This is a genomic window from Alteromonas sp. (genome assembly GCF_984505615.1).
The window spans coordinates 15,891-30,347 of record NZ_CFHOXV010000004.1; the positions used below are offsets into that span (position 1 = coordinate 15,891).

Genomic DNA, 14,457 nt, shown 5'->3' on the forward strand with positions numbered 1-14,457 from the left:
TGATAAATCACAGTGACGCCAGGAAAGTACCGATACGCTTTATACCTTCATCCAGTGCAGTTTCTGAAGCTGCGAAGGACAAACGCACATAGTCATCACCGGTAGCCCCGCCAAAATCATTACCCGGTGTCAGGGCAACGTGCTGTTCTTCCAGTAACCGCTCACAGAATGTCATGGCGTTCAGACCGGTAGAGGTGACGTTGATATATACATAGAACGCGCCGTCCGGCTCCACATCCACGGATAATCCAGCCTGCTTTAAGCCATCAAGAACCCGCTGACGCCGGTGCAGCAGAATATCTCTGCGTCCTTCGCAAACGTTCAGGGTTTCCGGGGTAAAACAGGCCAGCGCCGCATATTGCGCGGGGGTCGACGGGCAAATGTATAAGTTCTGCGCCAGACGCTCCATCACCGGCACCATGTCATCCGGCACTACACACCAGCCTAAACGCCAGCCCGTCATACCGAAGTACTTTGAAAAGCTGTTGATCACAATGGCGTCGGGGTCAAAAGCCAGTACGGTCTGGGCGTGACCATGATGGCTGAGATTCAGGTAAATTTCGTCAACAATACGCCAGCCACCGCGGGACTTTACAAATTCGCATATTGCCGCCAAATCACTTTCAGGCACCGATGTGCCCGTGGGATTAGACGGTGATGCCAGCATCACACCTTTGGTATCGCTCTCCCAGTTTGCCTGCACGCTTTGTGGTGTCAGCTGAAAGCGCTGTTCAGCGCCGGCGGGAATGCTTTGCAACTGCCCGCCAAAGCTTCGGATAAACTGACGGTTACACGGGTAGGCCGGGTCGGCCAGCATCACTTTGTCGCCGTGGTTAACCAGTGCGGCACTCACCAGAAGCAGTGCGGCTGATGCGCCGGCCGTCACTACAACATTATTTGGATTGACAGTAACACCGTGTCGCTGACCATAGAAACCGGCGATGGCTTCCCTCAGGGCCGGTAAACCTAAGGCTGACGTGTAGGGCAGTTCTGCCTTTTCCATGACGTCCTGCATGGCCTGCACAACCGGACCCGGAGCACCGAAATCCGGTTCGCCAATATTGAGTCTGACGACATGATGCCCTTTTGCTTCAAGGGCACTGGCTTTCTCTGAAAAAGCCATGGCATAGAAGGGTGTAATGGCGTTGGCACGATCTGAAAACTTCAACAAAACAGGCTCCCCGTAAAAACGAGGAGCCATGATACAGCAAACCGGTCAGCGCCAGCCAGCTTACTTGTAGATCACCTGGTTTACGATGTTTTCCAGGCCTTCCTGTTTGCCGGATACAGGCTTAGGATCCAGTGCGTTATCGCTGGCGAACTTAGCTACGTCTTCCAGTGACATTTTACCGTTTAATACCTGTTGGCCGAAATCTTCTGACCAGCCTGCATAGCGTTTTTCAACGGCGTTACCCAGTGCTTCAGACTCCAGCAGAGCAGCAGCTTTTTTCAGGCCCAGCGCACAGGTATCCATGCCGCCGATGTGGCCCAGGAATAAGTCCTCCGGTTCGGTGCTTTGACGGCGTAATTTGGTGTCAAAGTTAAAGCCGCCTGATGTGTAGCCACCATTTTTCAGAATTTCATAACAAATCAGTGTCATTTCTTCTACTGAATTAGGGAACTGGTCAGTATCCCAGCCTAATTGCGGGTCGCCGCGGTTGGCATCAATAGAGCCGAAGATCCCCAGTGCAAATGCAGTGGCAATTTCGTGATGGAAAGAGTGGCCGGATAACGTGGCGTGGTTGGCTTCAATGTTTACGGCAAACTCTTTCTCTAAACCAAATTCAGACAGGAATCCGTGTACGGTTGCTGTGTCGTAGTCGTACTGATGCTTCGTCGGTTCCTGTGGCTTAGGTTCTATCAGCAGCAGGCCGTCAAAGCCGATTTTGTGCTTGTGCTCGACCACCATGTTCATGAAGCGCCCCAGTTGCTGACGTTCACGTTTTAAATCGGTATTCAGCAGGGTTTCGTAGCCTTCGCGGCCGCCCCACAGCACGTAGTTTTCACCGCCAAGTTGCTTTGTTGCGTTCATGGCATGAAACACCTGAGTGGCTGCGCGGGCAAACACGGCCGGATCCGGGTTGGTTGCTGCGCCTGACATGTAACGTGGGTGGCTGAATACATTCGCCGTGCCCCAGAGCAGTTTCATGCCGGTTTCTTCCTGCTTGTGCGCCAGCACTTCAGTCATGGTGGAAAAGTTGTGCACGTATTCTTTCAGAGACTGACCTTCCGGTGCCACATCAACATCGTGAAAGCAGTAGTAAGGCGCGCCGAGCTTTTCCAGAAATGAGAAAGCCGCATCCGCTTTCGCCTTAGCTTGCGTCATGGCATCACCCTGAGTCAGCCAGGGGCGATTAAATGTGCCGGCACCGAATACATCAGCACCGTCCCAGCAGAAGTTGTGCCAGTAGCAGGCAGCAAAGCGCAGATGCGCTTCCATGGTTTTACCCATGATCACTTCTTCCGGGTTGTAGTGTTTAAAAGCCAGTGGATTGGTCGATTCCGGGCCTTCGTATTTGATCTTTGGAATTGCGTCGAAATAGTTGCTCATATTCTTTTTCCTGTTCAGGCAGGGTTATGGTGAAGACAGTGTGAAAGACCCTGCGCAGTTCAACAATTATGTTAATTCGTGAAAGTTTTCTGTTTTTTCGGTGACGACCAGAAAGGTTCTATGGCGTAGTAAAGCTCACGGAACTGCTGACGTTTTGCTAAATAGGCTTCATTAACTTTGGGGTCTGGTTGATATTCCGCTTCGGCTTCAGGCTGGAAACAAATGTCAGATAAGGATTTATCAGGATTCACCGCCAGTTGCGCAAGCCTTGCCGCTCCGAGCGCAGGGCCAACATCGCCGCCTTTGCGGTAGGTTAAGGTCTGGCCACTGATATCGCTGAGCAATTGTCGCCAGAAAGGACTTTTCGCTCCACCACCGATCAGACTGATTGACGATACACTGACGCCACTTTGATGCACTGCGTCCATGCCATCTGCCAGTGCCATGGAAACACCTTCAATGACAGCTCTGGCCATGTGTGCGCGGGTAGTGCTGGCTGTGACCCCGAAAAAGGCTGCTTTCGCATAAGGATTATTATGCGGTGTCCGCTCACCGGTCAGGTAAGGCAAAAACAACGGTGTTGCTTCATCAGAATAAGAGACTGACTGCTCAACATCATCAAGCATCGCACCTACATCCTCGTAACCACTTTGACCTGCGTACCATTGTAAACAGCTCGCAGCACTCAGCATTACCGACATCATATGCCAGCGGGAAGGCAGGGCATGACAGAAGCTGTGTACAGCTTGCTCTGTGTTAATGCGAAAGGTATCGGTGACGGCAAAGTAAACCCCGGAGGTGCCCAGTGACAGCATGGCCTGACCCGGATCAACAATACCGCAGCCAATAGCGCCGGCAGCGTTATCGCCACCGCCGCCGGCTACAGGGACGGATTTCATGCCCCAGCGTGCGGCAAGGCTGGCCGTCAGCTCTCCGGTGACCGCATTCCCTTCGAAAAGTGCCGGCATATGAGATTCATTCAGTCCTGTGGCAGCCAGCAATGTTCTGTCCCATTTACGGGATTCCGTATTCAGCCAGATAGTGCCGGCTGCATCTGACATTTCGCTGGCAAATTCACCGGTCAGTTTGTAACGCAGGTAATCTTTGGGCAACAATACTTTGTGAATGCGTCTGTAGACATCAGGTTCATGGTGCTTGACCCACAGGATTTTAGGCGCGGTAAAGCCTGCCATCACGATATTACCGCTGCGCTGACGTGCGTCGCTCACGGCCGCTTCTATTTCATGACATTCATCGTCGCACCGGCCGTCGTTCCACAAAATGGCAGGGCGCAACACGTCACCGGTTTCATCCAGCAAGGTTGCCCCGTGCATTTGTCCGCTCAGTCCGATGGCCTTCACGGTATTTAAGTCCTGCGATGCTTTCAGCGCATCCAGACACTGACAGGTCGCTTCCCACCAGTCTGCCGGATCCTGCTCTGACCATAAGGCCCTTGGCATCGATACATCCAGAGACGCATGGGTGGTTCTTAACACCGCGCCCTGTTCGTCTGTTAACACCACTTTTACCCCTGAGGTGCCTAAGTCAATGCCTATATACATGTTGTATCCAATTCTGGTAATCCGCTATTCCTCTATGTTGATTATCAAAAGCGATCAGAGCAATTATGAAATTTTGTAATCTTTTTGTTAATTGCTTTGCAGTGGTTTAGGATGCGTAAAAACAATATTCATAAATTGCTTTACGGAATCTTATTAGTCGGGGCCAGCTATGTTTGAAAAGTCACACAGTATCACGCTGCTGTTTAATGCCAGTAAGGTTTATGACCGTCAGATTATCGAAGGTATAGGCCGATATTTGCAAACGTCGAAAGCCGACTGGGACTTGTATCTTGAAGAGGACTTTATGACCCGGCTGGAGCATCTGGACGAGTGGAGCGGAAACGGAATTATTGCGGATTTTGATAATCCTGCTATTGAAAAAGCGCTGACTAAAGCCAGAGTGCCGGTAGTGGCAGTAGGCGGTTCTTATCAAAATAAGGCTGATTATCCCCAAGTGCCCTACGTCGCTACCGATAACTTTGCATTGGTTGAAGCTGCATTTGAACATTTAAAACAAAAAGGCATAGAACAATTCGCCTTTTACGGTGCGCCTCTTGACTCTCAGAACCGGTGGGCACATGAGCGTGAACGCGCCATGCTGGAATTGACTCGGCGGGAAGGCTATGAGTGTTTCGTTTATCGTGGTCATGCCGTACGTCCTGAAACCTGGCAGTATTCTTTAAAACGACTCACCGACTGGCTGAATAGTTTACCGGAACCGACCGGAATCGTGGCAGTTACCGATGCGCGGGCCCGTCACCTGCTGCAAGCCTGTGATCATCTTGGCTTACTCATTCCTGAAAGGTATTCAGTGATAGGTATAGATGATGACGAGCTGGCCCGGTACCTGAGTCGTGTCAGTCTGACATCAGTGAAGCAGGGCTGTTTTGACATGGGGTTTCAGGCTGCAAGAATGCTGCACCGGCAATTGCAGGGTTTACCAGTCAGCAAAGCGCCGGTACTCGTACCGCCCGAGCGTGTAGCTGAACGGCAGTCTACCGATTACAAAGCGATTAAAGACCCGCTGGTAATGCAGGCTATGCATTTCATACGGCATAACGCATGTCGGGGTATTAAGGTTGACCAGGTGCTGGACTACGTAGGTATATCCCGCTCAAACCTGGAGGGCCGTTTCAAAGAGGAGCGGGGACACAGTATTCACACCGAAATTCATAACGAAAAACTCAGCCGTGCCTGCAAAATGCTGAAGGAAACTGATGAAGCCGCAGTTGAAATCGCAGAAATTTGTGGCTACCCGTCGATTCAATACATGTATGCCATATTCCGCAAGCATTTTAACCAGACTCCGGTGGAGTACCGTCAGGCACACCGGCCCCAAAGTCTGGATGACTTGCCCGTGGAAGGTTTATCAAAGTTTGCCGCCATCTAGAGAGCAATGAAACTTAAATGACGCAGAATTATTAATAACGGAGAATCAGTACCCTATGGAAACCGTGTTATCAGCAAGTACAGACAAGCCCTCTGAAAACAGGAGTTTTATTTTCTTCATCAGTGTTGTTGCCACTATAGGTGGTTTCTTATTCGGGTTCGACAGTGGCGTTATTAACGGTACTGTTGACGGTTTACAGGCCGCCTTTCAGTCAGAAAGTGTGGGGACCGGATTTAATGTTTCCAGTATGCTTTTAGGTTGTGCTGTCGGTGCTTTTTTTGCTGGGCGGTTGGCAGATAAGTACGGCAGAAGGGCATTGCTGCTGGTGGCTGCAGTGTTCTTTATTATCAGTGCCTGGGGCTCCGGTGTTTCAACCAGTGGTGGTGAGTTTGTTTTCTATCGTATCCTGGGTGGGCTTGCGGTAGGCGCTGCCTCTGTCATGGCACCGGCTTATATTGCCGAAGTCTCGCCTGCCAGATACCGTGGCATGCTTACCTCGATTCAGCAAATTGCTATTATCAGCGGGTTATTTGCCGCTTTTCTCAGTAACTACATTCTTGCCGATTTCGCCTCGGGTTCTACGCAGGCTCTGTGGATGGATTATGCAGCCTGGCGCTGGATGTTCTGGATGGAGCTGGTCCCGGCGTCGTTGTTCTTAGTGATGCTGTTGTTTATACCTGAAAGTCCCCGTTTCCTTGTCGTTAAAGGAGATAAAGTCAAAGCGCAGCAGGTTCTGGGTAAGCTTTACGGTGATGCAGGAGCGGGCAAGCTGGCGGAAATTGAGTCCACGCTGGCAGATGATCATCAGCCCCGCCTGAGCGACCTGAAACAACCGGATACCGGAAAGGTCAGACCCATCGTATGGATTGGTCTGGGACTTGCCACCTTGCAGCAACTGGTGGGTATTAACGTGGTGTTCTATTACGGCGCGGTGTTATGGCAGGCCGTCGGCTTCTCAGAAAGTGACGCCCTTCTGATCAACGTGATAAGCGGAGCCATCAGTATTGCTGCCTGTCTGGTTACCCTGGCAATCATCGATAAAGTGGGCCGTAAGCCGCTGTTGAAGTGGGGTTCTGCCGGTATGTCTGTCACGCTTATCGCGCTGGTTGTCGCGTTTGGCAACGCAGAGCAGGGGATGGACGGAAAACTGATAATGGGTGCCTGGGGACCTGTTGCACTGATTGCTGCCAATCTGTATGTGTTCTGCTTCAACTTCTCATGGGGACCGGTCATGTGGGTGATGCTGGGAGAAATGTTCCCCAATCAAATCCGTGGCTCCGGTCTGGCGGTGAGCGGATTGATCCAGTGGCTGACAAACTTCGCTATCACATGGACTTTCCCGATGATGCTGGCCGGTATTGGTCTGGCAGGCGCATACGGCTTCTATGCATTATGTGCTGTGCTGTCAGTGATTTTTGTCAGCAAGTACGTGTATGAAACCCGCGGTCGTGAACTGGAAGATATGAAAGGCTGAGCCGGCGGGAAAAACCTTACATCCACTGAGTATTAAAGGCATACGAAAAGCGGTAGTATGCCTTTTTACGTTTCAGCCTTTTACCGCAAGCAGATACCGGAGTGTAAAGGGCTGCATCACAAGGATGCCTCATGTCACAGCCGGTCAGACTCTTCAGTTTCTCCATCGCATTTGCCTGCATATTGTTATCGCTCAATTTTGGATTGCGTTCTTCCATGGGTTTCTTCATGGAGCCTGTTTCCTCAGAGTTTGGCTACGGCCGTGAGGTGTTTGCTTTTGCGCTGGCGATGCAAAATTTATGGTGGGGACTCTTTCAGCCTGTTGCCGGAGCAATGGCAGACCGTTTCGGTACCGTAAAAACCGTTATTCTGGGCGCCTTCCTGTATGCCGGTGGTTTAGCGGTTACTGCCTTCAGTGACAGCGCCGGCAGCCTGAACGTGGGAGCCGGCTTGCTGATGGGGATGGGCATCGCCGCCTCCGGTTTGGGTGTGGTATTGCCTGCAATGGCGAGAATGGTGTCTCCGGAAAAACGCTCATTTGCCTTAGGTCTTGGCAGCGCCGCCGGCTCCGCCGGACAGTTGCTGGTAGTACCCGTTGCACAGCATTTTATTGCCGCTTATGGCTGGAGCAATGCGTTGTTACTGATGGCGGGAAGTGCGCTGATGATGAGCCTGATGGCCGGTTCATTAACCGGCAGCGGCGGGCAACAGGCGGCGCAGGGCAACACACAGGTGCGTCAGACTGTGAAAGAAGCGCTGAAAGAGGCTTGTACTTACCCTCATTACTGGCTGATAGTGGTGGGGTTTTATGTGTGCGGTTTCCAACTGGCATTCATTACCGTGCATATGCCTGCATTTCTTGCTGACAGGGGCTTTACTGCTGACATCGCGGTCATGAGCCTGGCACTTATCGGGTTGTTTAACATCTTTGGCTGCCTGTTGTCCGGCTCATGGGCGGGTAAATATTCCAAGAAAAATCTGCTCACCCTCATTTACGCATTGCGGGCTGTCGCCATTGCCGGCTTCATGTATTTTCCTATGTCATCAACATCGGTTTACATATTCTCTATTGTGACTGGTTTGTTGTGGCTGGCCACGGTGCCGCCAACATCCGGACTGGTGGCGCAGTTATTCGGTCTGCCGCACATGGGGCTGCTGTACGGCATTGTGTTTTTAAGCCATCAGCTGGGTTCATTCAGCGGCGTTTGGCTGGGTGGTTATCTGTACGATACCACCGGTTCTTACGATGTAGTCTGGTGGAGCGCCTGCGTGATTGCCGGTATCACTGCGCTGATCCATATTTTCATTGATGAGCGCCCGGTATTAAGGCTGCGAACGGCACAGGCATAGTGAAGACGGGCGTGATGTCACGCCGGTCTGTTGATTCAGATAAAACGTGACATATCCGGGTGGGCGATCTCAATCCATTGTTTCAGTGACGGTTCCTCAATGAAACTGAAGTCTGCGAAGTCAAAGCCCGGCGCTACGCTGCAGCCCACGAGAGTGTATTCTCCGGTGGTTTCAGCGGCCTGAAAGTTGCCGGCCGGAATGACAGCTGCATAGCCATGTTCCCTGCCACCAATCCGCTGTTCTCTCAGCTGTTGCTGATGAATGTGGTACAGACGCAACGGCGCTCCCTCGTAATGGTTCCAGACTTCATCGTGTAAAACGCGGTGGAAGCGGCTTACCTGGCCTTCAAGCAACAAAAAGTAGATATGCGTCATGGCGGGGCGGCCCAGACCGTGTGCAGGTGAATTAACCTGTTTATCAGACTTGAATATCTGCCTGTAAAATCCGCCTTCCGGGTGTGGTTCCAGTTGCAGTTGATCGATTAATTCGTGATGTCGCGTTTTGCCCATGTTTTTATAATTCTTCTTTTGTGATTTTACCCTGTACAAATAGCATACCGTGCCCGTTAATCGAAAACACCATCTTTATTAACCAATTCTAAACAAATCCGATGTGGTGAACGGGTGAACTTTTTTTCACAACATTACCGTATGAATGAGAAATTCTCCGGCGCTTTTTTGTCTGTTCAGGCCATACAGAACCGCGCACTCATTCAATTTGAAAGGTGAAAACGTGAAATATCAGAAGTTTACGACCGTTAATGTTGGCGATAATGCATTCAAAGCAATCAGTTTCGATTCCATTGGGCAGCAATTCGACCTCGACCGTCTGCCTTTCTGCATAAAGATCCTGCTGGAAAACTTAATCCGCCACGAAGACAAGGAATTCGTAAGCAGCGAAGATATTGAGAAAGTGGCGAAGTGGGATATTAAAGATGACAGTCAGCATGAAATTTCCTTCGTACCGGCCAGGGTAATCCTGCAGGACTTTACCGGCGTGCCCGCCATTGTTGACCTCGCCGCCATGCGTGATGCGGTAAATAATTTAGGGGGAGATGCACAAACCATTAACCCTCTGAACCCTGTAGAACTGGTTATCGACCACTCTGTTATGGTGGATTATTTTGCCTCAGAGGATGCCTTCGAGAAAAACACCGGTGTGGAAGTTCAGCGAAACCGTGAGCGCTATCAGTTTCTGAAATGGGGACAGTCTTCTTTTGACAACTTCAAAGTGGTGCCGCCGGGCCGGGGTATCGTGCACCAGGTGAACCTGGAATATCTCGCACGTTGTGCGTTTACCAAACAGGAAGGAGACGACACTCTGGTGTATCCGGATACGCTGGTAGGCACAGACTCTCATACCACGATGATTAACGGTCTTGGCGTGCTTGGCTGGGGCGTAGGTGGTATTGAAGCCGAAGCGGCCATGCTGGGACAACCCGTTACCATGCTGCGCCCGGATGTGGTGGGCTTCCGTTTAACCGGTAAGTTAAATCCCGGCGTAACTGCTACTGACATGGTTCTGACGATCACTGAACAATTGCGTGAGCATGGTGTGGTGGGCAAGTTCGTTGAATTCTACGGCCCGGGCATTAAATACCTTACCACTGCAGACCGCGCGACCATTGCGAACATGGCGCCTGAATACGGTGCCACCTGCGGTATTTTCCCGGTAGACAGCGTGGCACTGGATTACCTGAAGCTGACCGGTCGTCCTGACGAACAGATTGAACTGGTCGAAGCCTACGCAAAATCAGCCGGTCTGTGGCATGACGATCACACCAAAGATGCCATTTATCACGAAACGCTGGAATTGGACCTGGCTGATGTGGTGCCTTCTATTGCAGGACCTAAACGTCCGCAGGACCGTATTGCTCTTGATACTGCCGCCAGTGCCTTCACTGACTGGTATCAGTCTCAGATTGATATAAAAGTCGAAGGTGAAGAAGCTAAATTTGTTGCCGAAGGCGGCGACATGGCAGAGGTGGATGAAGAGCAGGATTCTTTCGTCGACTTCAATGGTGAGAAATTTAATCTGGAAGACGGTGCAATTGTTATTGCCGCCATTACCAGCTGTACGAATACGTCTAACCCGTCTGTGCTTATCGGTGCCGGCCTGCTGGCGAAGAAAGCGGTGGAACTGGGTCTGACCCGTAAGCCCTGGGTGAAAACTTCACTGGCGCCGGGTTCACAGGTGGTCACACAGTATCTGGAAGATGCAGGACTCATGGAGCCCCTTGAGCAACTTGGCTTTAACCTTGTGGGATACGGCTGTACTACCTGTATCGGAAACTCAGGTCCGTTGCCCGAGGAAATTTCCCGTGCAATTAACGATGCGAAACTCACCGTTACCTCAGTATTGTCCGGTAACCGTAACTTTGAAGGTCGCATCCATCCGGATGTAGCGGCTAACTACCTGGCTTCTCCACCGCTTGTGGTGGCATACGCGCTGGCTGGTAATATGAAAGTGGATATTACCCGTGAGCCAATCGGTACAGATAAGAACGGAAAACCGGTTTATCTGAAAGATCTGTGGCCATCAGAACAGGAAATTCAGGCGAAAATTAACGACTATGTATCGGGCGATCTGTTTAAGCAGAAATACGCGGATGTATTTAAAGGCAATGACATCTGGAACAAACTGGATGTGTCTTCAAGCTCTGTGTATGACTGGCCGGACTCCTCTTACATCAAACATCCGCCTTTCTTTGCTGACATGGGCAGTGAACCTGCGTCACTGAGTGCCATCGAAGGTGCACGTTGTCTGGTGAAGGTGGGTGATTCCATTACCACCGACCATATTTCTCCTGCCGGCGCCATTGCCCCGGACAGCCCTGCAGGACAATATTTGCAGGAGCAGGGCATTGAACCGGAAGACTTTAACTCTCTGGGATCACGTCGTGGTAATCATGAAGTGATGATGCGGGGTACGTTTGCTAATGTGAGATTGAAAAATCAGTTAGCACCCGGCACCACCGGCAGCGCAACCACCCATTATCCCAGCGGTGATGCCATGTCTATCTTCCATGCAGCCATGCGCTACCGTGAAGATGGTGTACCGGCTGTGGTTATCGGAGGTAAAGAGTATGGTACAGGCTCAAGCCGGGACTGGGCAGCCAAAGGGCCGTCATTATTAGGTGTTAAAGCCGTAATGGTAGAGAGTTATGAGCGTATTCACCGTTCTAACCTCATCGGTATGGGGATTCTGCCGTTGCAGTTTAAAGAAGGCGACAGCGCGTCATCACTGTCATTGCGTGGTGACGAGACCTACAGCATTGCGCCGGTTGAACGTGGCCAGAAGGAAGTGCAGGTAACTGTCACGCCTGACGATGGTGAGGCCCGTCAATTTATGATGGACGTACGGATTGATACCGCCAATGAGTTTACCTACTTCGAGAACGGCGGCATCCTGCACTATGTTATCCGGGAGTATCTGAAGAAAGGCGCTTAAATATAGCGCCGTCTTTCGGCAAGTACGCCCAGAATGATGAATGCACTGATAAAGCCCGCGCCCTGTAAATACCAGGGCAGGTATTTTATCAGGTAGAGCAGGAACGGCGCACCGTGAATAGTGAGCAGCCCGTATCCGAAAGCACACAGCAACACGAACAGTGTTGTGCGGATAAGAAAATGATATGGCGCCAGCATCCGTTTGATATGTTTATTGATGATATCGCCGTACACCACCAGAATGGTGGCCATCAGCATGATACTTAGTTGGGTATAATAGGGAGATAGCCACTGGCTTAACTGGCCAAATAGTTCTGTCATAAATTCACTGCAAAAATGCCCGCTTTGATAGCGGGCATTTTACGTTTTGCGGCAAAGAAAACCTACGTCTGAATTAAAGTTCAGCGTATGTACCTGACCACTCAGGTATTAGCCGGCCAGCAATGTGGATACGGCTTTGTAACCTTGCTGAATGGTTTGCAGTTTATCCGGTGTCTGGTCGCGTTCAACGAAACGGTGCTCTACGCCCGCCTGCTTCGATGCGGCAAAGATTTTGGCAAAGTTAATTGTACCGGTACCTACGTCAGCGAACTGGCCCTGCTTGTCCATGTCTTTGACGTGCCACAGCTTGAAGCGGCCGGGATGTTTGGCAAAGTAGGCCAGCGGATCTTTATTGGCTTTGAACATCCAGAACAAATCCATTTCCATCGCCATTTTGTCAGCGTCCACTTCGTTCAGTAACACATCGTACGGCTCGACACCGTCAGTAACGTGGAATTCGAAATCATGATTGTGGTAGGCCAGTTTCAGTCCCTGACGGTTACAGGCATCGCCCCACTTATTGCATTCTTCTGCCAGCTTTTTGTACACATCGATGGTTGTACCGCGCTGTTCTTCAGTCAGATAAGGGATAACCACATATTTGTGGCCTACTTCGAGGGCGGTTTCGATAACTTTATTAATGCCTTCTTTGCGGAACATATCCAGAGGAATGTGTGCAGAAGGTGCTGACAGGCCTTCACCATCAACAATTTTGCGGATTTCTTTCGGGCTGTGACCAAAATAACCGGCGAATTCCAGTTCTTTGTAGCCAACCGCTGAAACCAGTTTCAGCACGGCGGGTACACTGACGGCCATCATATCGCGCAGTGTATACAGCTGTAATCCTACGCGGGTTTCCGCTTTAGCCTGACCAAATGCAAATCCCGGTGCCATCAGCAGGCCTGCTCCGGCTGCGCCCAGTTTTACGAATTGACGACGGTCCAGTGAGGACTGGCCGATCTTGCTGGCAATATGACTTGCCTTAATGTTTCTGCCTGACATGTTATTCTCCTTCGTCATTTGCACTTGCTCACGAAGTTACAGCGTACGCAGCAAGTAAAAGTCATCGTTCTGTTTAATCCGGAGCCTTCCCGGTGCTGCCCCGTAAAATGAGTTCGAACGGCATAATTACTTTAGGTGCCGTTGTCAGTTTGCCTTCCAGTACGTCTACTAACAAGTTTACAGCAGTGCGGCCGAAGGCTTCTGCCGGCTGTGCAATGGTGGTCAGAGGGGGATCGCAATAGGCGGCAAAGTCGATATTATCAAAGCCGGCAACCGAGATATCCTGAGGTACCCGCAAACCTGCGTTTTTAAAGCCCTGAAGTGCACCCAGAGCGGTTTCATCGTTCTCGCAAAATACCGCAGTGGGACGGCTATCCAGTGCCAGCATCCGGCCCGCCGCTTCATATCCTGCCTGCAACGTAAAATCACCGGCGAAAAGTAAAGACTGATCGTAAGGAATGTCGGCGGCTTGCAATGCGTCACGGTAACCGGCAAGCCGCTCCTGTGTGAGGGGACTGTCTGCAGGCCCCTTAAAAAGCGCAATACGTTTGTGACCGAGAGAGAGCAGATGCTCCGTCATGGCTCTGGCCGCGGCGCGGTTATCCAGTGTCACGGTCGGGCAAATATTCGAACTGAGTACCTCACAGGCATTTACCATGGGCAGCATGCTGTCGTTCTTGCCGGTATCTTCAGAAAACGGGTTGTGTGCGCGAAGCTGAATAAGTCCGTCAGCTTGTGATGTTTGTACCATCTTGGCGTAATTTGCCTCGATGTCTGCATTACCAAGTGTGTTGCCCAGTAACAGTGAATAGCCGGATTCGGCTGCAGCTTCCTGCATGCCACTGATCACCCTGGCAAAAAATACGTTTGCCACCGTCGGAACCAGTACGACCAGACTGTGCGTTTTACCGGAGCGGAATTTTACCGCCATCAGATTTGGCTTATACCCTACTTCACTCACTGCTGACATGACCTTAGCCCGTGTTTTCGGAGAAACACGTTCAGGCTGTTGCAAAGCACGTGACACAGTTGCCACGGAAACTCCGGCTAAATCAGCGACATCTCGGATATTTGGCATTACCTTTTTCTCAAACCACTTTTTATTCTTTGCAGTGCGAAGTGAGGTATTCACTTCTGTGCATATGTAACGGATTACATTTTGTCGCGACAGGATTACCCAAATGTAAGCATAAATCCAGTTTTAAATGTGAAATATAAACAAAAAATATACAAAATTTCCGTGTATTCATTACATTTGGTCGTTCGAACTACGACGATGGTAGAAAATTCGTTGACATCAATTTATGTAATCCGTTACATTTTTACAGTAATTACATATTTGTAACAACGATGCGCACA

General features: G+C 50.7%; 11 protein-coding genes. 4 read left to right on the forward strand and 7 right to left on the reverse strand.

Features of this window, described 5'->3' with window-relative positions; translation table 11 throughout:
- Nucleotides 1–7: 7 nt before the first annotated feature.
- From AC4PME_RS04275 to xylB, 3 genes are all read right to left on the reverse strand, one after another.
- Complete coding sequence (locus AC4PME_RS04275; RefSeq protein ID WP_491045302.1) at nt 8–1,168, reverse strand: pyridoxal phosphate-dependent aminotransferase; 1,161 nt, start codon at nt 1,166–1,168, stop codon at nt 8–10.
- A gap of 63 nt (nt 1,169–1,231) precedes the next feature.
- The gene (gene xylA, locus AC4PME_RS04280) at nt 1,232–2,551 is read right to left on the reverse strand and encodes a xylose isomerase (RefSeq protein ID WP_474867945.1); all 1,320 of its coding nucleotides are present in this window, start codon (nt 2,549–2,551) and stop codon (nt 1,232–1,234) included.
- Nucleotides 2,552–2,622: 71 nt separating this feature from the next.
- On the reverse strand, nt 2,623–4,113 hold the full coding sequence (gene xylB, locus AC4PME_RS04285; RefSeq protein ID WP_491045221.1) for a xylulokinase: 1,491 nt from the start codon (nt 4,111–4,113) through the stop codon (nt 2,623–2,625).
- 169 nt (nt 4,114–4,282) lie between these two features.
- Between xylB and AC4PME_RS04290 the strand changes: the two genes are divergently transcribed.
- The 3 genes from AC4PME_RS04290 (at nt 4,283) to AC4PME_RS04300 (ending at nt 8,326) form a co-directional block, all read left to right on the forward strand.
- Nucleotides 4,283–5,503 carry a XylR family transcriptional regulator gene (locus tag AC4PME_RS04290; protein WP_119502829.1) on the forward strand — a complete coding sequence of 407 codons (1,221 nt, stop codon included), beginning with the start codon at nt 4,283–4,285 and terminating at the stop codon, nt 5,501–5,503.
- A gap of 55 nt (nt 5,504–5,558) precedes the next feature.
- The gene (locus tag AC4PME_RS04295; protein ID WP_491045222.1) at nt 5,559–6,977 is read left to right on the forward strand and encodes a sugar porter family MFS transporter; all 1,419 of its coding nucleotides are present in this window, start codon (nt 5,559–5,561) and stop codon (nt 6,975–6,977) included.
- Nucleotides 6,978–7,108: 131 nt separating this feature from the next.
- Nucleotides 7,109–8,326: an MFS transporter gene (locus AC4PME_RS04300; RefSeq protein ID WP_491045223.1), complete on the forward strand. Its 1,218-nt coding sequence runs from the start codon at nt 7,109–7,111 to the stop codon at nt 8,324–8,326.
- Between the two features lie 35 nt (nt 8,327–8,361).
- Here AC4PME_RS04300 and AC4PME_RS04305 read toward each other — a convergent pair whose 3' ends face one another.
- A complete protein-coding gene (locus AC4PME_RS04305) occupies nt 8,362–8,835 on the reverse strand; it encodes a cupin domain-containing protein (protein ID WP_119502826.1) in 474 nt (157 codons plus the stop codon).
- Between the two features lie 145 nt (nt 8,836–8,980).
- Between AC4PME_RS04305 and acnA the strand changes: the two genes are divergently transcribed.
- Nucleotides 8,981–11,776 carry an aconitate hydratase AcnA gene (gene acnA / locus AC4PME_RS04310; RefSeq protein ID WP_491045224.1) on the forward strand — a complete coding sequence of 932 codons (2,796 nt, stop codon included), beginning with the start codon at nt 8,981–8,983 and terminating at the stop codon, nt 11,774–11,776.
- Here acnA and AC4PME_RS04315 read toward each other — a convergent pair.
- The 3 genes from AC4PME_RS04315 to AC4PME_RS04325 all read right to left on the reverse strand — a co-directional run bounded on the left by AC4PME_RS04315 (nt 11,773) and on the right by AC4PME_RS04325 (nt 14,176).
- On the reverse strand, nt 11,773–12,096 hold the full coding sequence (locus AC4PME_RS04315) for a DUF3392 family protein (RefSeq protein WP_119502824.1): 324 nt from the start codon (nt 12,094–12,096) through the stop codon (nt 11,773–11,775). The genes acnA and AC4PME_RS04315 overlap by 4 nt on opposite strands.
- Nucleotides 12,097–12,204: 108 nt before the next feature.
- Nucleotides 12,205–13,098, reverse strand: a complete 894-nt coding sequence (locus AC4PME_RS04320; protein WP_491045225.1) for a sugar phosphate isomerase/epimerase family protein — start codon at nt 13,096–13,098, stop codon at nt 12,205–12,207.
- Between the two features lie 73 nt (nt 13,099–13,171).
- Nucleotides 13,172–14,176, reverse strand: coding sequence for a LacI family DNA-binding transcriptional regulator (locus tag AC4PME_RS04325; protein ID WP_491045226.1), 1,005 nt, complete (start codon nt 14,174–14,176; stop codon nt 13,172–13,174).
- Nucleotides 14,177–14,457 lie beyond the last annotated feature (281 nt).